General features: G+C 63.0%; 19 protein-coding genes. 10 read left to right on the top strand and 9 right to left on the bottom strand.

Annotated elements, in window-relative coordinates; genetic code table 11:
- The first annotated feature begins 224 nt into the window (after positions 1–224).
- The 4 genes from AC3RCM_RS19215 to dacB all read left to right on the top strand — a co-directional run bounded on the left by AC3RCM_RS19215 (position 225) and on the right by dacB (position 6524).
- Complete coding sequence (locus AC3RCM_RS19215; RefSeq protein WP_003248700.1) at positions 225–842, top strand: response regulator transcription factor; 618 nt, start codon at positions 225–227, stop codon at positions 840–842.
- An 8-nt stretch (positions 843–850) separates the two neighbouring features.
- Entirely contained in the window at positions 851–4483 is a 3633-nt protein-coding gene (locus AC3RCM_RS19220) for an ATP-binding protein (protein ID WP_492629074.1), read from the top strand.
- Between the two features lie 41 nt (positions 4484–4524).
- Positions 4525–4869, top strand: coding sequence for a YggL family protein (locus tag AC3RCM_RS19225; RefSeq protein WP_003248695.1), 345 nt, complete (start codon positions 4525–4527; stop codon positions 4867–4869).
- Between the two features lie 200 nt (positions 4870–5069).
- A complete protein-coding gene (gene dacB / locus AC3RCM_RS19230; RefSeq protein ID WP_049586694.1) occupies positions 5070–6524 on the top strand; it encodes a D-alanyl-D-alanine carboxypeptidase/D-alanyl-D-alanine endopeptidase in 1455 nt (484 codons plus the stop codon).
- Positions 6525–6654: 130 nt separating this feature from the next.
- On the opposite strand, the gene AC3RCM_RS19235 is transcribed toward dacB, so the two are convergent.
- Both AC3RCM_RS19235 and rlmKL read right to left on the bottom strand, forming a co-directional pair.
- Entirely contained in the window at positions 6655–9045 is a 2391-nt protein-coding gene (locus tag AC3RCM_RS19235) for a sensor domain-containing diguanylate cyclase (RefSeq protein ID WP_064491092.1), read from the bottom strand.
- A gap of 94 nt (positions 9046–9139) precedes the next feature.
- On the bottom strand, positions 9140–11332 hold the full coding sequence (gene rlmKL / locus AC3RCM_RS19240) for a bifunctional 23S rRNA (guanine(2069)-N(7))-methyltransferase RlmK/23S rRNA (guanine(2445)-N(2))-methyltransferase RlmL (RefSeq protein WP_012053184.1): 2193 nt from the start codon (positions 11330–11332) through the stop codon (positions 9140–9142).
- Between the two features lie 562 nt (positions 11333–11894).
- Between rlmKL and rmf the strand changes: the two genes are divergently transcribed.
- Entirely contained in the window at positions 11895–12110 is a 216-nt protein-coding gene (gene rmf / locus AC3RCM_RS19245; RefSeq protein ID WP_003248687.1) for a ribosome modulation factor, read from the top strand.
- A gap of 142 nt (positions 12111–12252) precedes the next feature.
- On the opposite strand, the gene AC3RCM_RS19250 is transcribed toward rmf, so the two are convergent.
- On the bottom strand, positions 12253–13275 hold the full coding sequence (locus tag AC3RCM_RS19250; RefSeq protein WP_064491091.1) for a quinone-dependent dihydroorotate dehydrogenase: 1023 nt from the start codon (positions 13273–13275) through the stop codon (positions 12253–12255).
- Positions 13276–13412: 137 nt separating this feature from the next.
- On the opposite strand from AC3RCM_RS19250, the gene AC3RCM_RS19255 reads away from it, so the two are divergent.
- The 5 genes from AC3RCM_RS19255 to cobA all read left to right on the top strand — a co-directional run bounded on the left by AC3RCM_RS19255 (position 13413) and on the right by cobA (position 19058).
- The gene (locus AC3RCM_RS19255) at positions 13413–14627 is read left to right on the top strand and encodes a CmpA/NrtA family ABC transporter substrate-binding protein (protein ID WP_012053186.1); all 1215 of its coding nucleotides are present in this window, start codon (positions 13413–13415) and stop codon (positions 14625–14627) included.
- Between the two features lie 11 nt (positions 14628–14638).
- The gene (locus AC3RCM_RS19260) at positions 14639–15214 is read left to right on the top strand and encodes an ANTAR domain-containing response regulator (protein ID WP_003248677.1); all 576 of its coding nucleotides are present in this window, start codon (positions 14639–14641) and stop codon (positions 15212–15214) included.
- Between the two features lie 184 nt (positions 15215–15398).
- On the top strand, positions 15399–16610 hold the full coding sequence (locus AC3RCM_RS19265; protein WP_012053187.1) for a nitrate/nitrite transporter: 1212 nt from the start codon (positions 15399–15401) through the stop codon (positions 16608–16610).
- A gap of 9 nt (positions 16611–16619) precedes the next feature.
- Entirely contained in the window at positions 16620–18290 is a 1671-nt protein-coding gene (locus tag AC3RCM_RS19270) for a bifunctional protein-serine/threonine kinase/phosphatase (protein ID WP_492629075.1), read from the top strand.
- A gap of 27 nt (positions 18291–18317) precedes the next feature.
- Positions 18318–19058: a uroporphyrinogen-III C-methyltransferase gene (cobA, locus tag AC3RCM_RS19275; RefSeq protein WP_003248669.1), complete on the top strand. Its 741-nt coding sequence runs from the start codon at positions 18318–18320 to the stop codon at positions 19056–19058.
- Between the two features lie 85 nt (positions 19059–19143).
- On the opposite strand, the gene AC3RCM_RS19280 is transcribed toward cobA, so the two are convergent.
- The 6 genes from AC3RCM_RS19280 to rraA form a co-directional block, all read right to left on the bottom strand.
- Positions 19144–20178: an OmpA family protein gene (locus AC3RCM_RS19280; protein WP_010953090.1), complete on the bottom strand. Its 1035-nt coding sequence runs from the start codon at positions 20176–20178 to the stop codon at positions 19144–19146.
- Between the two features lie 111 nt (positions 20179–20289).
- On the bottom strand, positions 20290–20856 hold the full coding sequence (gene sigX / locus AC3RCM_RS19285) for an RNA polymerase sigma factor SigX (protein ID WP_003248665.1): 567 nt from the start codon (positions 20854–20856) through the stop codon (positions 20290–20292).
- Between the two features lie 113 nt (positions 20857–20969).
- A complete protein-coding gene (locus AC3RCM_RS19290) occupies positions 20970–21794 on the bottom strand; it encodes a mechanosensitive ion channel family protein (protein WP_010953088.1) in 825 nt (274 codons plus the stop codon).
- 2 nt (positions 21795–21796) lie between these two features.
- A complete protein-coding gene (locus AC3RCM_RS19295) occupies positions 21797–22069 on the bottom strand; it encodes a hypothetical protein (protein ID WP_014591816.1) in 273 nt (90 codons plus the stop codon).
- Positions 22070–22156: 87 nt separating this feature from the next.
- Positions 22157–23152, bottom strand: coding sequence for a zinc transporter ZntB (locus tag AC3RCM_RS19300; RefSeq protein WP_003248655.1), 996 nt, complete (start codon positions 23150–23152; stop codon positions 22157–22159).
- Positions 23153–23179: 27 nt separating this feature from the next.
- Positions 23180–23671, bottom strand: coding sequence for a ribonuclease E activity regulator RraA (rraA, locus tag AC3RCM_RS19305; protein WP_003248652.1), 492 nt, complete (start codon positions 23669–23671; stop codon positions 23180–23182).
- Positions 23672–23692: the final 21 nt, after the last annotated feature.

Genomic DNA, 23692 nt, shown 5'->3' on the forward strand with positions numbered 1-23692 from the left:
CTACACCAACGGGGGCCACACTAAACGGCACGAATAAAAACTAATGAAAAGTTACCAAAATCGCTTTGACAGCGAGTTAAGCACACCTATTCCGTAGCCCATTTTGTTTTATCTTGTAAGCCGTTTCCCATATAGGCCTAACAGCCATTCCTCGCACGCCTGAGGACTTCCAACTGCGATAAGGTGCCCACTGTCACCCTCAATCGACCGCAGGGAAGTTGAACATGCACTCCATATTTATCGTTGACGACCATCCGGTGATTCGCCTGGCCGTCCGTATGCTGCTGGAAAACCAGAATTACAAGATTGTCGGCGAGTCGGACAACGGCGTAGACGCCATGCAGATGATCCGCGAGAGCAACCCCGACCTGGTCATTCTCGACATCAGCATCCCCAAGCTAGACGGCCTGGAGGTGCTGGCCCGCTTTCAGAGCATGGCCCTGCCCTTGAAGGTTCTGGTATTGACCGCACAGTCCCCGGCATTGTTTGCCGTACGTTGCATGCACTCGGGCGCAGCAGGTTATGTCTGCAAACAGGAAGACTTGAGTGAACTGCTCAGTGCAATCAAGGCCGTACTGGCCGGGTATAACTACTTCCCCAGCCAGGCAATAAAAAACAACCAGACGACCGACAGCGACCTGCAACTTTTCCGCCAGGTAAATGACCGAGAACTGATGGTGCTTCAACTTTTCGCCCAAGGCCGCAGCAACAAGGAAATTGCCAAGGGCATGTTCCTCAGCAGCAAGACTGTCAGTACCTACAAGAAGCGCCTCATGCACAAACTGCAAGTCAATACGCTGGTCGATCTGATCGAGATGGCCAAGCGCAACGCGCTGGTCTGAACGTGGTCATGGCCCGAGTTATCAATCGCCTGCTGCTCGTCTTGCTGCTGCTCAGCGGCGCGACGCAGGCTGGCCATCGCGAAGCCGCGTCCTTTACGTTGCTGGCGCGCTCATCGGCCCGCCCCGTCCAGCCCGTGCTCACGCCCGAACAACGGCAATGGCTCGAAGGCCGGCAGGAACTGGTGCTGGGCACGTCGGCACCCGACTATCCACCGTTCGATATCACCGGTGGCGGCAACGACTACCAGGGCCTGACCGCCGAGTATGCAAACCTGATCGGCAAGGCCTTGCAGTTGCCAGTGAGGGTGCTGCGTTTCTCCAGCCGGCAGGCGGCGGTGGAGGCGCTCAGGCACGGTGATATCGACCTGCTGGGCAGCGCCAATGGCTACGAAGCGGCCAGTGACGGCCTGGCACTGTCACGCCCCTATGCCGTCGACCAACCTGTACTGGTAACGCGTGAAGACGAAAACCGGGCACTGGACACGGACCTTGCCGGCATGCGCCTGGGCATGCTCTACCACTATTTGCCCAGACAGGAAGTACTCACCGCCTACCCCAAGGCCGAGCTGCTGGCCTTCGGTTCTTCCAGCCAGGCACTGAATGCTGTCGCGTTCGGGCAGGCCGACGTGTTCATCGGCGATACCATCTCCACGCACTACCAGCTCAACCGTGGTCATCTGCCCCGCCTGCGCATGGCCAACTTCGGCAAACACGAGGCCATCGGCTTCGGTTTTGCCTTGCGTCAGCAAGATACCGTGCTGCTGGACCTGGTAAACACCATCCTGGACAGGCAAAGCCCGGCCATTCGCTCCAGTATCTTCAAGCGCTGGAGCGCCGGCAGCGACCTGTTACTGAGCGATCGCCAACTGCAATTGAGCGCGGCCGAGCAGCAGTGGCTGGAGAAGCACCCCGTGATGCGCGTGGCAGCCGATGACGCGGCTGCCCCACTGTCCTACTTCGATGATTCGGGGCATTTCCGAGGCATCACCGCCGACCTGCTGGACCTCATTCGCCTGCGCACCGGGTTGCGTTTCGAAGTGCAGCGCGCCAGTGGCATTGCCGACATGGTCGCCCGCCTCAAGGATGGCCGGGCCGATGTCATCGCCGCACTGGCCAGCGCCGGCAAAGCAGGGGACGACCTGCAAATCAGCCGCCCCTATCTCGAAAGCGCCTATGTGCTGGTCAACCACAAGGACAACAATGCATTGAGTTCACTGGAGCAGTTGCAGGGGCATCGTATCGCCATTACCCGCTACAGCACCATGAACGCCATGCTGTCCCGGGACTACCCAAAGATAAGCTGGGTCGAGACCGAAAGCGCGTTCTACTCCATGGCGTTGCTCAACAGCGGGGCTGTCGATGCGGTGATCACCACCCTGATCGACGCCAATCACGCCTTGGCCAGCAACCCCGAACTGGTCATCCGCACCTCGGTCGGCAGCGAACCCGCCAATTTCGCCATGGCCACCATTGCCCCGTCACCGGCGCTGTTGTCGATCCTCGACAAGGCCTTGCTGAGCATCTCACCGGAGGAGCTGGGGGTAATCAACAACCGCTGGCGTGGCTTTGGCAGGCATGAGGATGACAACACAAAAGGCTACAGCCGCCTTGCCCTGCAGGTGGTGCTGGCCACGGCCGTGCTTTTGTTGCTTGCCCTGCTCTGGAATGCCCGCCTGCGCCTGCAGATTCGCCAGCGCCAGCGCGCCGAACGCGCGCTGAACGACCAGTTGGCATTCATGCGCGCCCTGCTCAACGGTACGCCCCACCCCATGTATGTGCGCGACCGCGAGGGTTGCCTGAAAAGTTGCAACTACAGCTACCTTGAAGCCGTGCAGGCCCGCTCCGATCAGGTGATCGGCAAAAAACTCAAGGACAGCCTGTTTGCCGATTCCGAGCAGGCTCGGCAGATCCAGGCGGATTACCAGAAAGTCATGGCGGCGGGTTCACCACTGATCAAGGACCGTCCATTACGGATCAAGGGCCGGGACCTGACCATCTACCACTGGATCCTGCCGTACCGCGACTCCCTGGGTGAGGTGCAGGGCATCATCGGCGGCTGGATCGACATCAGCGAACGCCGCCAACTGGTCCTGGAGCTGCGCCAGGCCAAGCAGCAGGCCGACGATGCCAACCGGGCCAAGAGCACGTTCCTGGCGACCATCAGCCACGAAATCCGCACCCCGATGAATGCCGTCATCGGCATGCTGGAACTGGCGGTCAAGCGCGCCGACCAGGGCCGGGTGGACCGCAGCGCGCTGGAACTGGCACACCATTCGGCCAAAGACCTGCTAGGCCTGATCGGTGACATTCTCGACATCGTGCGCATCGAGTCCGGGCACTTGTCCCTGGCCCCGGAGGTGGTCGACCTGGCGGCGCTGGTCGAATCGGTGGCGCGCATTTTCGATGGCCAGGCGCGGCAGAAAGGCCTGGCCCTGGAGGTGCAGATCGCCCCGGCCGCACGCTGCCATGTCCTGCTTGACCCGCTGCGCTTCAAGCAGGTGCTGTCCAACCTGGTGAGCAATGCCATCAAGTTCACCGAGCACGGTCAGGTGCGCATCTGCGTCAGGCTGCTGGATGACGGAACCAGCACACCAGCCGTACTGGAGCTGGAGGTGCGCGACAGTGGCATCGGCATCCACCCCGACGACCTGCAGCGCCTGTTCAACCCGTTCATCCAGGCCAACCCGCACAGCCAGGGCGCCCGCGCAGGTACCGGGCTGGGCCTGGCCATCTGCCGCAACCTGTGCGAAATGATGGGCGGCAGCCTGTCCATGAAGAGCCTGGAGGATGTCGGTACCCAGGTGCGCCTGAAGATGCCGCTGCAACGGGTGGATGGCACAGAGCAGCCCAAACCGCTGCCCGAGCAGCTCGACGTGCCCGACCCACGGCTGAACGTGCTGGTCATTGATGATCACCCGGCCAACCTGCAACTGATGGCGCAACAACTTGGCTACCTGGGCCTGGAGCACGCCAGCGCCCGCGATGGGCAGGAAGGCCTGGCGACCTGGCGGGAAGGCAACTTCGATGTGCTGGTACTCGACTGCAACATGCCGCACATGAACGGTTACCAGTTGGCGACTGCCGTGCGCGCCGAAGAACGCCATGGCAAGCGACCACCCTGCACCATCCTCGGCTATACCGCCAACGCACAGCCGGAAGTACGCCGCAAGTGCCTGACCGCCGGCATGGACGACTGTCTGCTCAAGCCCATCAGCCTGAGCACCCTCAGCCAGCGCCTGGCTGGCATTCGCCCGCGCCGCCAGCAACGCCCCCGACGCAAGCTGTACCAGTTGGACGGCCTGGCCGCCGTGGTCGGGCCTGACCCGGTTGACCGTCAGCGCTTCCTGGAAACCTTGCATCAGAGCCTTCAGGCCGACCTGGCCAGCCTGATGGCGCTTCACCCGCAACACGACAGCGGCGCCATTGCCGAGCAGGCCCACAAGGTGCTCAGCGCCGCGCGCATGCTGGAAGCCCCTGACCTGATGGCGGCGTGTGAAGCCCTCGAGGCCAGCGACTTGCCCATTGCCCAGGTGCGCCTGCGGCGCCAGGCACTGGCACGGCATATGTGCCGAGTGGAACGTGCCCTGGCCAAGGAATTGGCCACAAGCACGGATACTCAGGCAGGCAACCACACGTGTTAACTGGTAGACTGCGCGGCGTTATTACCTAAGAGGATTGTTTCATGGCCACAAACCGCTCCCGTCGTCTGCGCAAGAAGCTGTGTGTCGACGAGTTTCAGGAATTGGGCTTCGAGCTGAACCTGGAATTCAAGGAAGATCTGGATGACCAGGCAATCGATGCTTTCCTCGACGCGTTCCTGGAAGAAGCCATGGACGCCAACGGCCTGGATTATGTAGGCGGTGACGATTTCGGCCTGGTGTGCTCGGTCAAACGCGGCTCGGTCAGCGAAGAACAGCGCGCTGCCGTTGAAGCCTGGCTCAAAGGCCGCAGCGAACTGACCAAGATCGAAGTCAGCCCGCTGCTGGATGCCTGGTACCCGGAAAAGCCTATCAACAAGGCTGAGTGATACTTGTCAGCTTCGGGCTGAAAGGTTGATTGCTGAAAAGGCCACCCCATTCGGGTGGCCTTTTTATTGGCGATGCTTTTCCGTCGAACGTGACGCATCGCGGCTGCGCTTGGGGCATAATGCGTACTGTTTACGTCGTGGGGCCATCATCTCTTACAGCCCCAAAGCCCTTTTCCCTCGCCGCAGGGTATTCACTCGCTATGATCAAAACGCTTCGTCCCCTCATACTTGCCGGCCTGCTGTTGCCACTTGCCTTGCCCAGCCACGCCGCCGTCAATACCACCCTGCCTGCCAAAGTGCAGCAGGCGCTCAAGGCCAACAAGCTGCAGGACACCGCACTGTCGCTGGTGATGCTGCCGCTGGACGGCCCCGGCACCCCGACCGTGTTCAATGCCGATGTGTCGGTGAACCCGGCGTCGACCATGAAACTGGTCACCACCTACGCCGCCCTCGAACTGCTTGGCCCGACCTTCCAGTGGAAAACCGAGTTCTACACCGACGGCACCCTGAGCAACGGAGTGCTTAACGGTAACCTCTACCTTAAAGGTGGCGGTGACCCCAAACTGAACATGGAAAAGCTGTGGCTGCTGATGCGTGACCTGCGCGCCAATGGCGTGCGCACCGTCACCGGTGACCTGGTGCTGGACCGCAGCCACTTCGTGCAACCCAACCTGCCGCAGTTCAACGACGACGGCGGTGATGAAAACAAGCCGTTCCTGGTCAAGCCCGACTCGCTGCTGGTCAACCTCAAGGCCCTGCGCTTCGTGGCGCGCAATGATGGTGGCAAGGTCACCGTTGCAGTCGAGCCGCCGATTGCCCGCATCCGCATTGACAACCAGGTCAAGCCGGTAGCCTCGAAGAAATGCACCGGTGATGTGCGCTACAACCCGGTGCCCCAGGCCGACGGCATCAGTGTCACGGTCAGCGGCCAACTGGGTGACGGCTGCAACTCGCAAACCTACCTGTCGCTGCTCGACCATTCCACCTACGCCGCCGGTGCCGTGCGCGCAATCTGGAACGAACTGGGTGGCAACATCCAGGGTGGCGACCGCATCGAGAATGTGCCCAAGAGTGCTCGCCTGCTGGCCCGCGCCTTCTCGCCAGACCTGGTGGAAGTGATCCGCGACATCAACAAGTACAGCAACAACACCATGGCCCAGCAGCTGTTCCTGAGCCTTGGCGCGCAGTTCCGCACCGATGCCGATGGCGACGACGCCCGTGCTGCCCAGCGCGTGGTACGCCAATGGCTGGCGAAAAAGGGCATCACCGCGCCGCATCTGGTGATGGAAAACGGCTCTGGCCTGTCGCGTGCCGAACGGGTCAGTACCCGGGAAATGGCCGAGATGCTGAAAGCCGCCTGGAAGAGCCCTTACGCTGCCGAGTTCATGAGCTCGATGCCGCTGGTGGGCATGGACGGCACGATGCGCAAGCGTCTCAAGCGCACCGCGATGGCCGGCGAAGGGCACATCAAGACCGGCACACTGAACACTGTGCGGGCGATTGCCGGCTTCAGCCGCGACAGCAACGGCCATACCTGGGCGGTAGCGGCGATTCTCAACGACCCGAAACCGTGGGGTGCCTCGCAGGTGCTGGATCAGGTGTTGCTTGACCTGTATCGCCAGCCGAAGCTGGCTGGCAGTACAGCAGCTAATTGATTGGTTAGCCTGTATTGGCCTTTTCGCGGGTGAACCCGCTCCTACAGGGGTGAGCACGGCTTACCAAACCTGTGCAACCTGTAGGAGCGGTTTTCGCCGCGAAAGGCTCGGTACCGGCAACCGACAGCGCTTAGGCCGACTCCCCCTCCACCCGGTCCCGCCCGGCCTGTTTGGCCGCATACACGCCGGCATCGGCGCGCAACAGCAAGGCATCGGCGCCTTCGCCCGACCGCCAGCCCGCCACACCGAAGCTTGCAGTCACCTGGCCCACGCCTTCCACCGGCACATTGCGCACCCCTTGCCATAACTCCAGCGCCAGCAGCCGGGCCTGATCGGCATCGCTGCCCGGGCAAAGCACCATGAACTCTTCCCCGCCCAAGCGGCAGAACACATCGGTACGCCGCAAACGCTGAGCGATGCGCTGGCACAGGCTACGTAGCACCCGGTCGCCGACGGCATGGCCGAAGCGGTCGTTGATGCGCTTGAAGTGATCGATGTCGAGCATGATCACCGCCAGCGGCAAGCCATCGCGCTGGGCCCTTTCCAGTTCGATCTTGAGCCGCTCCTGGAAATAGCGACGGTTATGGATACCGGTCAGCGAGTCGGTGACCGACAGCGCCCGCAACTCTTCCTCCACGCCCTTCAGGTCGGAGATGTCAGTCAGGTAGCCATGCCACAGGGTGCAGCCCTGCTCGCCCACTTCCGGGGTCGCCTCGCCACGCACCCAGCGCAGTCCGGCCCGTGGCAGGCAGACCCGATACTCCTCGCGCCAGGGTGACAGGTGTTCGGCCGAATAGCGCACCGAGCGGCGCACGCGTTCCAGGTCATCGGGGTGGATGCGCTCGAACACCCCCGAGGCATCCTCACGCAACTGCATCAGGTCGATCTCATAAATGTCATACAGGCCCATGCTGGCGTATGGAAAACACGAATGGCCGTTGGCATCCAGGCGATATTGGTAGATGCCGCCCGGCACCTCGGCACTGAGCTTTTCCAGCAACCGGTCACGCGCTGCCAACGCCTCATGCACCCGGCGCCGCTCGGTCACGTCAATGCAGATGGCCAGGTAGCCAACCCACAACCCCTGTTCGTCGAGCATGGCAGTCACCAGCATGTTGGCGACCAGCTGGCTGCCATCGGCCCGTAGCAAGGTCCACTCGCCAGGCTCGGCCCCGTGCTCCTGCACCGTTTCAGCGAACATCGCCTGGCCGCCAGCAATGGCGCGGCCAAAACGCAAGCTCAAGGCCTGGGCACGCAGGTTCAGCTCCTCCGGCAGTACCAGGTCTTCAAGGCGCAAGCGGCCGATCGCTTCTCTGGCCGCGTAACCGAGCATGCGTTCGGCACCGGCGTTGAACGTGCTGACCACCCCCTTGAGGTTGGTGGCGATGATCGCCACCTGGGTCGCGGCATCCAGCACACTGCGCAGTTGGTTGTGGGTGCCACGCAACGACTGCTCGCTGACCTGCAACTCGGCAGTACGCTGAGCGACCAGGGCCAGGGCGCGCTGACGCTGGCTGAACAGGCTGTAGAGCAGCACGCTGAGCAACAGGCTCAACAGTCCGCCCAACAAACCGACCGCCATCACCGCCGAGGAGCGGTTCGCCTGCGCGAAGGCCTGGCTTGGCTGAATGCTCAGCTGGAAATGGTGATCGGCCAGGCGCAACAACTGATTGCTGGCCAGGGCCAAGGGCGCGACCGGATTTTGCGAGTCGAACAACACGACGGGGCCTTGTAACCCGGACGGGTCCGTGATGCGCACGACCAGGTTGTCATCAACCGCTACCGGTCGACCGTCGCTGACCAGCTCGCGCATGCTCAGCAACGCCATCACATAGCCCACTGCCGCACCGCGGGGATCGGCATCGGAAAATACCGGCGCCACCATCAGCAGGCCGCGCTCTGCCGAGTGGGTATCGAACAGGGCCAATGGCTCGGACACCGCCATGCTGCCCGGCGCCAGCGCCCGCGCCAGGGCCGCCTGGGGCTCGCTTTGACCAGCGAGGTCCAGGCCGTAAGGCAACCCGGGCCGCTCGCTCGATTGGGTATAGAGCACCGGGAAGTAATGGTCGCGCTGCGAAGCCGGGCGCCATTGGCCTTGCGCGTCCTGGTCACGGATCACATAACCTGGGCCGGTATGGGCACTGGCCAGGCGCTCGAATTCGGCGCGTTGCGCAGCCTCGACGCGCGGCGCCCAGGCATAGGCCAAGGTGCGTTGCAGCAGTGGTCGGGCATAGCCGTCGAATTCGCGCGGGGTGATCTCGCTGGAAAAACTGAAGAACCGCCGCAGCCCGTCCAGGCGCTGCTGCTGTTCGTCAAAGCGCTCGGCAATACGGCTGGCGCGCTCGCTGGCCAGTAGCTCGAAGCGCTGGCGCAGCTGCTGTTTGTAGAAGGTGTGCGCGGCAAATGCCAAGGCAGCGGTCAACAAGCCGCCCGCCACCAGTGCAATCAGCGCCATCGCCCAGGCGGACGCCCTCTCTGTGCACAAGCCAAGCAACCGCGCACGCACGCCACACTTTGACATACACCCATCTCGTCACGTCAGCGTCCTGCGGATTATCTTGCCCTGCCCTCAGTTATAGCTATTGGCCATTAGCCGCGCAATGTACCTCGTCGCCTCAACGAAGCTGCAAACGCCAGGCGCGGTGGATACGGTTGTTACGGGCGAAGTCCGGGTCCAGGGTCTGGGCGCTGATTTCTTCCACCACGTAACGCGCCATCAGGTGCTCGTCCAGCTGGAACTTGCGGAAGTTGTTGGAGAAATACAGCACGCCCCCCGGCGCCAGACGGGCCATGGCCAGGTCCAACAGCTGCACATGGTCACGCTGCACGTCGAATACGCCTTCCATACGCTTGGAGTTGGAGAAGGTTGGCGGGTCGATGAAGATCAGGTCGTAGCTGTCACGGTTGCCTTCCAGCCAGGCCATTACATCGCTCTGCTCCAGGCGGTTGCGCTCGGAATAGCCATTGAGCGCCAGGTTACGCCGTGCCCAGTCCAGGTAGGTTTTCGACAGGTCGACGCTGGTAGTGCTGCGCGCACCACCCTTGGCCGCATGCACAGTGGCCGTGGCGGTGTAGCAGAAGAGGTTGAGGAAGCGCTTGCCGGCAGCCTCGCGCTGGATGCGCATACGCATCGGGCGGTGGTCGAGGAACAGCCCGGTATCCAGGTAGTCGGTGAGGTTGACCAGCAGCTTGACGCCACCTTCGTTCACCTCCTGGAAGCGGCCCTCGGTAGCCTGGCGTTCATACTGGCGCGTGCCGCTCTGCCGCTCGCGACGCTTGAGCACTACACGCTGCGGCGAAATGCCCAGCGCCTGCGGGATGGCAGCCAGTGCGTCGAGCAGACGGGCCTGAGCCTTGTCCGGGTCGACTGAACGTGGCGCGGCGTATTCCTGCACGTGTACCCAGTCCTGATACAGGTCGACCGCGAGGGCATATTCGGGCATGTCGGCATCGTACAGCCGGTAGCAGTCGATCTGCTCGCGACGGGCCCACTTGCCCAGTTGCTTGAGGTTCTTCTGCAGGCGGTTGGCAAACATCTGCGCCCCTTCCGAGAGCCGCGCGGGCTCGCTGGCCTGCGGCACCTGCTGTCGGGCTTCGGTGCCTTCAGGCTGCGCTTCGCGGCGTTCACCGGTGACGAACTGGTCCGGCTGCACCTTGAACAGCAGCAGCTTGCACGGCAATGCGCCGTTCCAGAACGCGTACTGCTTGTGGCTACGAATGCCCATGCGCTTGCCCAGTTGCGGCGCACCGGTGAATACCGCTGCTTCCCAGCCCATACAGGCCTGGCGCAGGCGCTCACCCAGATTCTGATAGAGGTACAGCAGGCTGGCTTCGTCACCCAGACGCTCACCGTAGGGCGGGTTGCTGATGACCAGGCCTTTCTGGTTCTGGTCCGGGCGTGGCTCGAAGGTGCTCACTTCGCCCTGGTAGATCTTCACCCAGTCGCCCAGGCCGGCACGCTCGACGTTGTTGCGGCCCGGCTGGATCAGCCGCGGGTCAGCCTCATAGCCACGGATCCACAGCGGTGGCTTGGCCAGGCCGGCCTGCGCGCGCGCCTGCGCTTCGTCATGCACCTTGCGCCACAGCGCCGGCACATGGCCGAGCCAGGCACTGAAGCCCCAGCGTTCGCGCTTGAGGTTGGGGGCGATATCGGCGGCGATCATCGCGGCCTCGACCAGGAAGGTACCCACACCGCACATCGGGTCGGCCAGCGCACCACCTTCGGCAGCGATACGAGGCCAGCCAGCACGGATCAGCACCGCTGCCGCCAGGTTTTCCTTCAGCGGCGCGGCGCCTTGCTGCAGGCGGTAGCCACGCTGGTGCAGGCTGTGCCCGGACAGGTCGAGGGACAAAATGGCCTCCCCGCGGTCCAGGCGCAGATGCACACGCACGTCAGGGTCGATCTTTTCCACGGACGGGCGCAGGCCTTCGCGGTTACGCAGCTTGTCGACGATCGCATCCTTGACCTTCAGCGCACCGAAGTGGGTATTGTCGATGCCAGAGCCATGGCCGCTGAACTCCACAGCCAGGGTGCCGTCGGCTGCCAGGTGGTCGGCCCAGTCGACCGCGTGCACGCCGTCGTAAAGGTCGTCGGCGTTCTTCATCGAGAAGCGCTTGAGCACCAGCAATACGCGGTTGGCCAGACGTGACCAGACACACAGGCGGTAAGCAGTTTCCATGTCGGCGGCGCCGCGAATGGCCGAGGTGTGCTCGCGCACCTCGTCAAGGCCGAGGCCCTTGGCCTCTTCGGCGAGCAGGCTTTCAAGGCCTTTGGGACAGGTAAGGTAAAGTTCGAAACGGTCCGACATGAGTATTCCAGCGCCTTGGGCTATTTGACTGACGGGGCGACGCATCGCCCCGCGATGTTTGCCCGTACACCTTTCCAGCAGGCGTGCGGGTGGCCTTCTGCGACACACAACGTGCTGCAGAAAAGCCGGGCCGCCTGACCGATCCGTGCCTGGCCCAGTGGCAAGGACAGCTTAGATCATCAGGCAGTACGCGTAATTCTGGCGATCTCCGGGCCAATGTGACCCTTCGTCGCATTTCAAATTATTTCTGTCATCCGCAAACAACGCTGGCGAAATGACGTCAAAGATCGGCAAACCCCGATCATTGCAGGGCTAAACACCAAACAAGGTTGAGTCGCATTTATTTACTTATCCCCTCACCCTTGGAAAGGTTACGTGCTTATGACAAATCGGTCATTCACACCGTGACTCGCATTCGATAGAACTGGTCTTAGGCCGCTTCGCAACGAGGCGGCACTTTCAGCTCGCCACGCCGGCAGCGAGCGCAAACCGGCAGAACGACTCTGCCCGGCCTCGGAGAGGCCGACGGGACATTACAGTCAACAAGTGAGGGCAACACCCTATGAGAAGACTTAAGCGTGATCCGTTGGAAAGAGCATATTCACGTGGCTACCAATACGGGGTCACCGGCAAATCCCGCGAACTTTGCCCCTTCAATCTTCCTTCTGTTCGCCAAGCCTGGATCAACGGCTGGCGTGAAGGTCGCGGTGATAACTGGGACGGAATGACTGGCACCGCTGGCATCCATAGACTCAACGAAAATCACGCCGTTGGCTGAACGAGGACACTGAATTCGATTTACCATGCACGCCCCATCCGGGCGGCGGGCGAAGGCCCAGGGGCCCCTTGAAGGGGCCCTTTTTTATGCCTTGGCAAACCTCATCAGCTGCACCCACCCGCCCCCTGCAGGGGCGGGCTGGTCACCGCGGCATTGCCGCGATAGCATCCACCGCTTCGCGAATCAGCGCCGGCCCTTTGTAGATGAAGCCCGAGTAGATCTGCACCAGGCTCGCCCCGGCCGCGATCTTCTCGGCAGCATGGCGGCCTTCGGTAATGCCCCCGGCGGCAATGATCGGCAACTTGCCGCCCAGCTCACCTGCCAGCACCTTGACGATATGGGTGCTCTTCTCCAGCACCGGTGCGCCCGACAGGCCGCCCGCCTCGCCACCGTACGGCAATGCTTCGACACCTTCACGGCCCAACGTGGTGTTGGTGGCGATCACCGCATCCATGCCCGACTCCATCAGCGCGGCGGCCACCAGCGCCGTTTCTTCGTCGCTCATGTCCGGCGCGATCTTGATTGCCAGGGGCACGCGCTTGCCATGTGCACCGGCCAGTCGTTCGCGGCGCTCGGCCAGGGCGTCGAGCAACTGCTTGAGCGAGTCGCCGAACTGCAGGCTGCGCAGGCCCGGGGTATTGGGCGAGCTGACGTTGACCGTGATGTAGCTGGCGGCGGTGTAGACCTTGTCCAGGCAAATCAGGTAGTCATCGACGGCACGTTCGACCGGGGTATCGAAGTTCTTGCCGATGTTGATGCCCAGCACCCCCTTGTAGCGCGAGGCGCGTACGCGCCCCAGCAGGTGATCAACGCCCAGGTTGTTGAAGCCCATGCGGTTGATGATGGCCGTGGCTTCCGGCAGGCGGAACAACCGTGGCTTGGGGTTGCCAGGCTGCGGACGCGGGGTGACAGTGCCGATTTCGACAAAACCGAAGCCCAGCTGGGCGAAGCCGTCGATGGCCGCGCCGTTCTTGTCCAGGCCAGCTGCCAGCCCCACCGGGTTGGCGAAGTTCAAGCCCATGACCGAAACCGGCAATGACGCCGGTTGCTTGCACAGCATGCCGTTGAGGCCCAAACGGCCACCGGCGCCGATCAGGTCCAGGGACAGGTCGTGGGAAGTTTCCGGGGAAAGCTTGAACAGCAGCTGGCGGGCCAGGGTATACATGGGCGGGCAAGGCTCAGGGTGAGTGAGGGGGCGATTATAGCCAGCGCGGGGCTGACAGGACAGCAAATCGTGGAGCGCTTGGCACATCGGTTGCACCCGTTCAGCCCACAGCCTTATCAGTAAGGGCGAGGACTCTTGTGAACACTGTACCCCGAGCAACGCCCCTGGCCTGGGTCAACGGCAGCGACGCGCCGGAAAAAACCAGCCTGAACATCGGCTACATGGCCCTGACCGACTGCGCCTCGGTCGTGGTCGCCGCCACCCAGGGCTTCGCCCAGCAGCACGGCCTTACCCTCAACCTCCAGCGCCAGGGCTCGTGGGCCGGGCTGCGCGACAAGCTGGTCAGCGGCGAACTGGACGCCGCCCATTGCCTGTATGGCCTGGTCTACGCAGTGCACCTGGGCATCGGCGGCGTACCTGCCAGCGACATGGCCGTGCTCATGGGGCTGAACCAGAACGCCCAGGCTATCAACCTGTCCCCTGCCCTGCAGCGCAAGGGCGTGACCAACCCTGAGGCACTGGCGCGTCTGGTGCACCAGCATGGCGCACGCCTGACGTTCGCCCAGACCTTCCCCACCGGCACCCACGCCATGTGGCTGTATTACTGGCTGGCCAGCCAGGGCATTCACCCGCTGCGCGACGTCGACAGCGTAGTGGTGCCACCGGCGCAGATGGCTGCACACCTCCAGGCCGGGCGCATTGACGGCTTCTGCGTCGGCGAGCCCTGGGCCGCCGACGCCGTGAACAAAGGCCAAGGCTTCACCCTGGCCACCAGCCAGTCGATCTGGCCGGATCACCCGGAAAAGGTCCTGGCCTGCGCCCGCGTCTTTGCCGAGCAATACCCCAACAGCGCCCGTGCGCTGGTCAAGGCGATCCTCACCGCCAGCCGGTTCATCGAGCAAAGCCCGGAAAACCGCCGCAGCACCGCGCAACTGCTCAGCGCAAGCGCCTACCTGGACACCCCGCTGGACAGCATAGCCCCCCGCCTGCTCGGCCATTATGAGGATGGCCTGGGCAACCAGTGGCAAGACCCACACGCCCTGCGCCTGTTCGACCAAGGCCGGGCCAACCTGCCCTATCTGTCCGACGGCATGTGGTTCATGACCCAGTTCCGCCGCTGGGGCCTGCTGCGCGAAGACCCCGACTACCTCGGCGTGGCCCGGCAGGTCCAGCAACTGCAGTTGTACAGCGAGGCCGCACAGAGCCTGGGCATCGCTTGCCCAGGCCAACCGATGCGTAGCAGCCTGCTGATCGATGGCTCCCGCTGGGACGGCAGCGACCCCTTCGGCTATGCCCGCAGTTTCAGCTTGCATGCCTTGGGCGAGTTGCCCGATGCCCGTGTCGGCGCGTGAGGGGGACGAACATGTTGCGCATCCTGCTGATCGACGACACCCAGAGCAAGCTCGGTCGCCTGAGGGCTGCGTTGAGTGAGGCCGGCTTCGAGATCATCGAAGCCCCAGACCTGACCATCGACCTGCCCGCCTGCGTCGAAACGGTGCGCCCGGACGTGGTGCTGATCGATACCGACTCGCCAGACCGCGATGTGATGGAACAGGTAGTGCTGGTCAGCCGTGACCAGCCGCGGCCCATCGTGTTGTTCACCGACGAGCACGACCCCGGGATGATGCGCCAGGCGATCCAGGCAGGGGTCAGTGCCTATATCGTCGAAGGTATCCATGCTGCGCGGCTGCAGCCGATCCTGGACGTGGCCATGGCCCGCTTCGAAAGCGACCAGGCACTAAAGGCGCAGCTGCTGGCGCGCGACCAGCAATTGGCCGAACGCAAGCGCATCGAGCAGGCCAAAGGCTTGCTGATGAAAATGAAGGACTGCAACGAAGAGCAGGCCTACACCCTGATGCGTCGCCAGGCCATGAGCCGGCAGCAGAAGCTGATCCAGGTGGCCGAACAGATCATTGCCATGCATGAGATGCTCGGCTGATGTGCTGAAAAATCCGAGCAAGCCGCCCCGGAAGTTGGCCCATCTCTTGCTGAACAAATCTCACCGGTAGCCAACGGCGGTTACCCCACTTGAATCCCGACAAAGACGTCGCTCTCCCCTCCACACCCATGGAGCGGGTAGCGGCGTCTTTTTCGTTCCGTTGTACTACCGAGTGAGGTGTTCGATGAGTGCCAGCTTCTGGAAATCCGGGCATGTGCCCACGCTGTTCGCCGCGTTTCTGTACTTCGACCTCAGCTTCATGGTCTGGTACCTGCTGGGCCCGTTGGCGGTGCAGATTGCTGCCGACCTGCAACTGAGCGCACAGCAACGGGGCCTGATGGTGGCCACGCCGATCCTGGCCGGGGCAATCCTGCGCTTTGCCATGGGCGTTCTGGTCGACCGCCTGTCGCCCAAGACGGCTGGCCTGATCGGCCAGGTGGTGGTCATCGTCGCCCTGGCCGCAGCCTGGTACCTTGGCGTGCACAGCTATGAACAGGCCCTGCTGCTAGGCGTGTTCCTGGGCTTTGCCGGTGCGTCATTCGCCGTCTCGCTGCCGCTGGCCTCACAGTGGTACCCGCCACAGCACCAGGGCAAGGCCATGGGCATCGCTGGCGCCGGCAACTCCGGCACGGTGTTCGCGGCCTTGCTGGCACCGGCACTGGCAGCCGGCTTTGGCTGGAACAATGTGTTCGGCTTTGCGCTGATCCCGCTGTCACTGGCGCTGGTGGTGTTCGCCCTGTTGGCGCGCAATGCCCCGCAACGGCCCAAGCCGAAAGCCATGGCCGACTACCTCAAGGCACTGGGCGACCGTGACAGCTGGTGGTTCATGTTTTTCTACAGCGTGACCTTCGGCGGCTTCATCGGCCTGGCCAGCGCCCTGCCCGGCTACTTCAGCGACCAATACGGCCTGAGCCCGGTCACCGCCGGCTACTACACCGCCGCTTGCGTGTTCGCCGGCAGCCTGATGCGCCCGCTCGGCGGCGCCCTGGCTGACCGTTTTGGCGGCATCCGCACCCTGCTGGGCATGTACGGCGTGGCCGCCATCTGCATTGCCGCAGTCGGCTTCAACCTGCCCTCTGCCGCGGCCGCACTGGCGCTGTTCGTCAGCGCCATGCTCGGCCTGGGTGCCGGCAATGGCGCAGTGTTCCAACTGGTGCCACAACGCTTCCGCCAAGAGATCGGGGTAATGACCGGCCTGATCGGCATGGCCGGGGGCATCGGCGGCTTCCTGCTGGCGGCCGGGCTTGGCACCATCAAGCAGCACACTGGCGATTACCAACTGGGGCTGTGGCTGTTCGCCAGCCTGGGCCTGCTGGCCTGGTTCGGCCTGCACGGGGTGAAACAGCGCTGGCGCACCACCTGGGGCTCGGCTGCAGTCACTGCAGCGCGGGTCTGAGGCACGCCGATGAGCCTGCAACTGAGCTTTGCCCAGGCCAGCGCCACCGGGCCGCGCGCGGAAAACCAGGACGCCCTGCGCCTGGTCACGCCGGCACCAGAACTGGCCGCCAGCAAAGGCTACCTGTTCGCCCTGGCCGACGGCGTCAGCCAATGTGCCGACGGCGGCCTGGCGGCGCGCGCCAGCCTGCAGGCACTGGCCCTGGATTACTACGCCACGCCGGCCACCTGGAGCGTGGCCCAGGCCCTCGACCGCCTGCTGCTGGCGCAAAACCGCTGGTTGCGCGCCCAGGGCAGTGGCCAGCCGTTGCTGACCACGCTTAGCGCGCTGGTGTTGCGCGGCCGGCGCTTTACCTTGGCCCATGTAGGCGACTGCCGGGTGTACCGCTGGCACGAGGGGAACCTGCAATGCCTGAGCGAAGACCATGTCTGGGACCAACCGGGCATGCAGCATGTACTAAAACGGGCGCTGGGCCTGGACCAGCACCTGCTGGTGGATTACCTGGAAGGCGAGCTGCAACCGGGCGAATGTTTTCTGCTGCTCAGCGACGGGGTCTGGGCCAGCCTGGGCGAACAGCACATCCAGGCCGTGCTGCGCGAGCAAACTGACCTGCAACTGGCCGCCGACACCCTGGTGGCCAGTGCCCACCTCAACGGCAGCAAGGACAACGCCAGCGCCTTGCTCGTGCAAGTCGAACAACTGGGCACGGCCACCCTGGGCGATACCCTGGCGCAACTGCAACAATGGCCAGTGCCCGGCCCGCTGCGCGAAGGCCAGGTGATCGACGGCTGGCAGGTCGAAACACTGCATGCGCACAGCCGCCAGTCCTTGCTGTACAAAGTGCGCAATAGCCAGAACCAGCCTTGGCTGCTCAAGACCCTGCCCACTGCACGCGAACAGGAACCGGGGGCGGCGCAAGGGCTGCTGCTGGAAGAGTGGTTTCTGCGCCGCATCGCCGGCCGGCACTTCCCCGAGCTACACGCCGCCAGTCAGCGCCAGCACCTGTACTACGTGATGCGCGAATATCCCGGCCAGAACCTGGCGGCGTTGCTGGCCGAACAGGGCCCGCTGCCCCTGCCGCAATGGCTGGAAGTCGCCCGGCAACTGCTGCAGGCAGTCGGTGTGCTGCATCGGCGCAACTTGCTGCACCGCGATATCAAGCCAGACAACCTGCACCTGGGCCGCGATGGCCAGCTGCGCCTGCTGGACTTCGGCCTGGCTTATTGCCCGGGCCTGTCCGAAGACCCGCTGCACGAACTGCCCGGCACGCCCTCGTACATCGCCCCGGAAGCATTCGACGGCCACCCACCCAGCCCGCGTCAGGACTTGTATGCAGTGGGCGTGACCCTGTACCACCTGCTGACCGGACACTACCCGTACGGCGAGGTAGAGGCCTTCCAGCGCCCGCGCTTCGGCCAGCCGGTCAACGCCGCGCGCTACCGACCCGACCTGCCGGAATGGCTGCAGCACAACCTGCTGCAGGCCGTGGCGAGCGACCCGGCGCAGCGCTTCGAAACCGCCGAACACTGGTTGCTGCTGCTCGAGCGCGGCGACCGCCAGGAACTGCCCAGCCGACCCCGGCCGCTGCTGGAACGCGAGCCGCTGAAGGTGTGGCGCACCCTGGCCCTGTTGTCGTTGCTGATCAATCTGATACTGCTGTTCACCCTGCTCAAGGGCTGAACGCACCTTGCCGATGAGGAAACGTTGATGAATGCAAAAGTATGGCTGGTCGGTGCCGGCCCTGGTGACCCTGAACTGCTCACCCTCAAGGCAGTGCGTGCGTTGCAGCAAGCCGCCGTGGTCATGGTCGACGACCTCGTCAACCCGGCAGTGCTCGAGCATTGCCCGCAGGCCCGGGTAATGACCGTGGGCAAGCGCGGTGGCTGCCGTTCTACACCGCAAGCGTTCATTCAGCGCCTGATGCTGCGCCACGCGCGACAGGGCCGTTGCGTGGTGCGGCTCAAGGGCGGCGACCCTTGCATCTTCGGCCGTGGCGGTGAGGAGGCACTGTGGCTGCAGGGCCATGGCATCGAAGTGGAGGTGATCAATGGCATCACCGCCGGCCTGGCCGGGGCCACCCAATGCGGGATTCCCCTGACTTCACGGGGCGTGAGCCGAGGGGTGACGCTGGTGACGGCGCACACCCAGGACGATAGCGAGCTGAACTGGGCGGCCTTGGCTCAGGGCGGGACAACGCTGGTGGTCTACATGGGGGTGGCGCGGCTGGAACAAGTGCGCCAGGGATTGCTGGCGGGGGGCATGGCGCCGGGAATGCCGGTGGCGATGATCGAAAATGCCTCGTTGCCGCAGCAGCGGGAGTGCAGAAGCGATGTGCAGGGAATGGTGGAAGCTGCGCGGGCGTTTGGCCTGCGTAGCCCGGCAATCCTGGTGATTGGGGAGGTGGTCGGGGAGCAGCAGGCTGTGGGGCGGATCGCAATCGCAGGCTGACTGCAGGAGCGGCCTTCGAGGCCGGTTAAACCCAGGCAAAGAAAAACCCGGCCGAGGCCGGGTTTTTCATGAAGCTTCAAACCAATTACTTGGCCTGGGCTTCTACCTGAGCTTCAACGCGACGGTTGACAGCACGGCCTTCTTCGGTGGCGTTGTCAGCAACCGGACGGGTTTCGCCGTAGCCAACCGAGTCAACACGGCTGGATTCTACGCCGTACTGCTGGGTCAGCACTTGCTTGACAGCGTTGGCACGACGCTCGGACAGCTTCTGGTTGTAAGCGTCTGGACCCACGGAGTCAGTGTGACCTTCAACCACGGTGGTGGTTTGTGGGTACTGCTTCATGAAGTCAGCCAGGTTTTTGATGTCGCCGTAGCTGTTAGGCTTGACGACCGACTTGTCGAAGTCGAACTTGACGTCCAGCTCAACGCGAACGACTTCGGCAACAGCCGGGCAGCCGTCGGCGTCAACAGTAACGTTGGCCGGGGTGTCTGGGCACTTGTCGACGTTGTCGCACACGCCGTCGTTGTCGGAGTCGGAGCAGACTTCAGCAACTGGAGCAGGAGCAGCTTCAGCTTGCTTCGGGCTACCGCCGAAGTTCAGGCCAACACCAACGCTCGGGGCCCACTCGGTGTCGCCCTGGTCGATGTTGTACTGAGCTTCTACGCCGGCACGGGCGTAGAACATGTCGGTGATGTACCACTTGGCGCCAGCGCCAACGTTGGCGAAGGTGGAGTGGTCACGACCGCCACGGCCGGTCTGGCCCAGCGACTGGTGCGAGAAACCAGCGGAAACGTACGGACGGATGGCGTCGTACGGGTTGTTGAAGTGGTAAACGGCGTCCAGGGCAGTGTTCGAGCCCTTGATGTTCTTGCCGTCTTCGCCACGAGCGTTGTGCACTTCGTCGTAGCCCAGACGCAGCTCAACGTCGTCGGTCAGGAAGTAACCGATCGAGCCGCCGAACAGGTTGCCGTCGTTCTTGAAGTCGCGCTGGCTGTCGAAGAATTCTTTCTTGTAGAAGATTTCAGTCTCGACGGCGCCTTGACCTTGTGCCATAGCGCCAATCGAAGTGGCGGCTACAAGCGAACCAATGGCCAAGCCCAAGGTGTTTTTCAATTTCATCCGTTAAATCCCCATCTGGTGATAGTTAAGCAGTCCCACCACAAACAAGAGGGACAACTCGACGGCGAGTCTAGCAGAACTCGCCGGTTCGTTAGAGATATTTGCACGCCCCTAAGTTTCATCAAGGCCGGCAAATTTCTCCCGAAGCTTGTCTAGCGCGCGCTTGTAACGCATTTTCGTCGCGCTCAGGCCCATGTGCATGATGTCGGCAATTTCCTGAAATTCCAGCTCTGCGACAAAACGCAGCACCAGAATCTCCCGGTCAATCGGGTTCACATGCACCAGCCACTTGTCCAGCCCGCCTTTTTCTTCCGGCTTCGGAGCCTTGTCTTCGGACGCCTCTTCAACAGGGTCCAGACTCAAGGCATCCATCAACCGACGTTTGCGGCGCTCCTTGCGGTACTGGGTAATGCACTCGTTGTAGGTGATGCTGTAGAGCCAGGTCTTGAACTTCGACTTACCCTCGAAGTTTTTCAGCCCGTACAGCACTTTCAGCATCACTTCCTGACAGACATCGTCCGCGTCACGGTCGTTCCCCAGATAACGCGCACAGACGTTGAACAGGGTCCGTTGGTAGCGCCGCATGAGCTCTTCATAGGCGCGGGTAACGTGGTACAGCTCCTCATGCGAACGCGCCACCAACTCTTCGTCTGTGAGCTCGCGGGGGTCATAGCGCATGGGCGGCGAATGAACTTTATTCAAAACGGATCTGGCCGACAGTCAGGTCAATGTCGCCGCGCGACCCCGTGGGTCGAATTTCGCGGCGGCATACATTAACAGCTTTTGTGCGGTTAGCGGCTATTGACGCGCTGTTCAAGCAGCTCGCGGTTAGCCAGTGACACCAGTTCGCCATCATCGGTCAGCAGCGTCGTCTTCACCGTACCGATCTCCTCGATATGCCCTTCGACCTCTCCAATCCGCACCTGCTGGCCGACTTGGTACAGCTCGCGCACGTAGATGCCGGCCAGGATCTGCCCGGCAATTTCGCGACTGCCAAGGCCCATGGCCAAGGCAACGGCCAGACCAACGGTAATCAGCCCGATAACGATGACGTGGTTCAGCAGGTCGGTTTTCACTTCAAGCTGGCTGATGGCCACCGAGATGCTGATGATGATCACCAGGCCTTGGGTGATACGCCCCAGGCCCGCCGAATATTCCAGGCCGATACCCTCGGCAGCGCCACGCACCAGGCCGTTGGCCACCTGCGCCAGCAGTACGCCGGCCAGCAGCACCAGGGCCGCGCCGAACACCTTGGGCAAGTAAAGGGCGAGCATGTCGAGGGTTGCCGAAACCCGCTCAAGGCCCAGCGATTCGGCGGCCGAGACCAGGAAGATGAGCAGCACGAACCAATAGACGATCTTGCCGATCAGGGTCGAGATCGGCACCTGGATGCCGCCGCGACCGAGCATTTTGGTGAGGCCGGTGCCGGCCATCAGGCGGTCCAGGCCAAATTTGGCCAACAGTTTGGACAGCAGCGTGTCGAGCAACTTGGCCACCACGAAACCGAGCAGCACCACGACCAGCGCGCCGAACAGGTTGGGGATGAAGTTCGCTACCTTGGTCCAAAGGGCAGTCATCGCGGTGACCAGGCTCTGGGTCCAGAGATCGAGTTCCATATTCAATCGGCCTTATCTGCTTTGCTGCCAGTGGCAGCGTTGCGGGAAGAGTGTCGACGCACCGGCGCAACATGCGCCGAGCCATTGTTCACGGCAATCAGCAGCGCCTGGCTCCAGCGGCCAAGCAGGCTGAACAGATCACCCGCGCCAACCTGGCGGTTGGCGGTTTTCAGCACGCGACCCAGGCAAGCGGCGTCGTCCCGGTCGTCCCGGTCATTGCCGGAGGGTGACGCCTTGAGCAGGTCGCGCAGGGATTCTTCAAACGGATCGTGCATGGGCACCTCGCGCAGTGTCAGCAAGAGACGAGATGGCCGGGCGACGGGTCACACATCCTGTTGGCACGAAGGTTTCAAATTGCACAGCTATACCCACCGCAACCGCCGGAACAGCCACCACTGCCCCACGGCCAACCCCAGCACGACGATGCAGGCGAACAGGAAGCCCAAAGGGTTTTCCGCCCCGGGGATGCCGCCGACATTGATGCCCAGTAGCCCGGTGACAAAGCTCATGGGCAGGAAGATGCAGGTGATGATGCCAAAGCGGTACATGGTGCGGTTCATCCGCTCGCTACGCCGCCGGTCCTCGCTTTCCAGCACCAGCGCAGCGCGTTCGCGGGCCAGTTCCAGCTCTTCGAGGTAGCGGATCAGGCTGTTGTTGAGTTCATTCCAGTAATCGGCGTCGGCATTGGCGAACCAGCTCCATTTGCTGCGCGACAACTGCGCGTAGATTTCCCGTTGCGGGGCGAGAAAGCGGCGCAAGCCAGCGGCACGGCGGCGGATCTGCTGCAGGCTGCCCTGCTCCGGGGCATACCGCTCGTCGGATTCGACCTTTTCTTCCTCCAGGTCGACGAGCTCGGCCAGGTCGCTGACCAGGCCCTGGACCTTTTCGGTCAGCAACTCGCCCATCAACAGCAACAGTTCCGAGGCCGATTTCGGCCCCCTGCCCTGTTCCAGCAGCTGGAGAATTTCATCGCTGGCGCGCAACGGCCGCAGGCGCAGCGAAATAACCCGCTGCGCCTCGGCGAAGATGCGTACCGAAACCATGTCTTCGGGCTCGGCACCCGGGTTGAGGTTGACCCCCCGCAGGAACAGCAACAGCTGTTCGTCCGCCATGGGCAGCAGGCGCGGCCGGGTGTTTTCTTCCAGCAGCAGCTCGCAGGCGAACTCGCTCAGGCCGCTGTCGTGCAGCAGCCAGGAGCGGGTTTGCGGATGGCTGCGATCCCAGTGCAGCCACAGGCTCTGCTCCGGTTGCAACTGCAGGTCGTCCAGTTCGGTACGGGCAATCGAGCGCGCGCCGCCTTTGCCATCGAGCACCAGGGCATGCACCAGCCCCCACTGCGCGTTGTCTTCCTCGAACATCAAAGCTCCATCAGCGCGTGCGGCGCATTACTCCGGCATTTTTAGCGGGCTCGGCGAGACCAGCACGCCATTGTTGTCGGCATACACATACTCACCCGGGCGGAAGGTTACCCCGGCGAAGGTCACCACCACGTTGAGATCGCCAATACCCCGCTTGTCGGTCTTCATCGGGTGGCTGGCCAGGGCCTGCACACCAACGTCGGTCTGGATCAGCACGTCGACATCACGCACGCAGCCGTAGATCACCAAGCCTTCCCAACCGTTTTTTGCGGCTTTTTCGGCGAGCATGTCGCCGAGCAGCGCACGGCGCAGCGACCCCCCGCCATCGACCACCAGCACTTTGCCCTTGCCGTCGAGTTCGACCTGCTCCTTGACCAGCGAATTGTCCTCGAAACACTTGATGGTAACGATCTGGCCACCGAACGAATCGCGGCCACCAAAATTGCTGAACATCGGCTCCAGCACTTGTACCAGGTCCGGGTAGGCGTCACACAGGTCGGGCGTTACGTAATGCTGCATGGGAAGCTCCTGTCAGTCACA

Source organism: Pseudomonas sp. GW823-FHT05G12 (assembly GCF_058795575.1).

Excerpts from the sequence above, each read along its gene's own strand:
- AC3RCM_RS19290 (WP_010953088.1), bottom strand. The coding sequence starts at position 21,794 with ATGGAACTCGATCTCTGGACCCAGAGCCTGGTCACCGCGATGACTGCC.
- dacB (WP_049586694.1), top strand. The coding sequence starts at position 5,070 with ATGATCAAAACGCTTCGTCCCCTCATACTTGCCGGCCTGCTGTTGCCA.
- AC3RCM_RS19225 (WP_003248695.1), top strand. The coding sequence starts at position 4,525 with ATGGCCACAAACCGCTCCCGTCGTCTGCGCAAGAAGCTGTGTGTCGAC.
- AC3RCM_RS19260 (WP_003248677.1), top strand. The coding sequence starts at position 14,639 with ATGTTGCGCATCCTGCTGATCGACGACACCCAGAGCAAGCTCGGTCGC.
- AC3RCM_RS19295 (WP_014591816.1), bottom strand. The coding sequence starts at position 22,069 with ATGCACGATCCGTTTGAAGAATCCCTGCGCGACCTGCTCAAGGCGTCA.
- AC3RCM_RS19235 (WP_064491092.1), bottom strand. The coding sequence starts at position 9,045 with ATGTCAAAGTGTGGCGTGCGTGCGCGGTTGCTTGGCTTGTGCACAGAG.
- AC3RCM_RS19300 (WP_003248655.1), bottom strand. The coding sequence starts at position 23,152 with ATGTTCGAGGAAGACAACGCGCAGTGGGGGCTGGTGCATGCCCTGGTG.
- sigX (WP_003248665.1), bottom strand. The coding sequence starts at position 20,856 with ATGCGCTATGACCCCCGCGAGCTCACAGACGAAGAGTTGGTGGCGCGT.
- AC3RCM_RS19215 (WP_003248700.1), top strand. The coding sequence starts at position 225 with ATGCACTCCATATTTATCGTTGACGACCATCCGGTGATTCGCCTGGCC.
- rlmKL (WP_012053184.1), bottom strand. The coding sequence starts at position 11,332 with ATGTCGGACCGTTTCGAACTTTACCTTACCTGTCCCAAAGGCCTTGAA.
- rraA (WP_003248652.1), bottom strand. The coding sequence starts at position 23,671 with ATGCAGCATTACGTAACGCCCGACCTGTGTGACGCCTACCCGGACCTG.
- AC3RCM_RS19250 (WP_064491091.1), bottom strand. The coding sequence starts at position 13,275 with ATGTATACCCTGGCCCGCCAGCTGCTGTTCAAGCTTTCCCCGGAAACT.
- AC3RCM_RS19220 (WP_492629074.1), top strand. The coding sequence starts at position 851 with ATGGCCCGAGTTATCAATCGCCTGCTGCTCGTCTTGCTGCTGCTCAGC.
- AC3RCM_RS19270 (WP_492629075.1), top strand. The coding sequence starts at position 16,620 with ATGAGCCTGCAACTGAGCTTTGCCCAGGCCAGCGCCACCGGGCCGCGC.
- cobA (WP_003248669.1), top strand. The coding sequence starts at position 18,318 with ATGAATGCAAAAGTATGGCTGGTCGGTGCCGGCCCTGGTGACCCTGAA.
- rmf (WP_003248687.1), top strand. The coding sequence starts at position 11,895 with ATGAGAAGACTTAAGCGTGATCCGTTGGAAAGAGCATATTCACGTGGC.
- AC3RCM_RS19265 (WP_012053187.1), top strand. The coding sequence starts at position 15,399 with ATGAGTGCCAGCTTCTGGAAATCCGGGCATGTGCCCACGCTGTTCGCC.
- AC3RCM_RS19280 (WP_010953090.1), bottom strand. The coding sequence starts at position 20,178 with ATGAAATTGAAAAACACCTTGGGCTTGGCCATTGGTTCGCTTGTAGCC.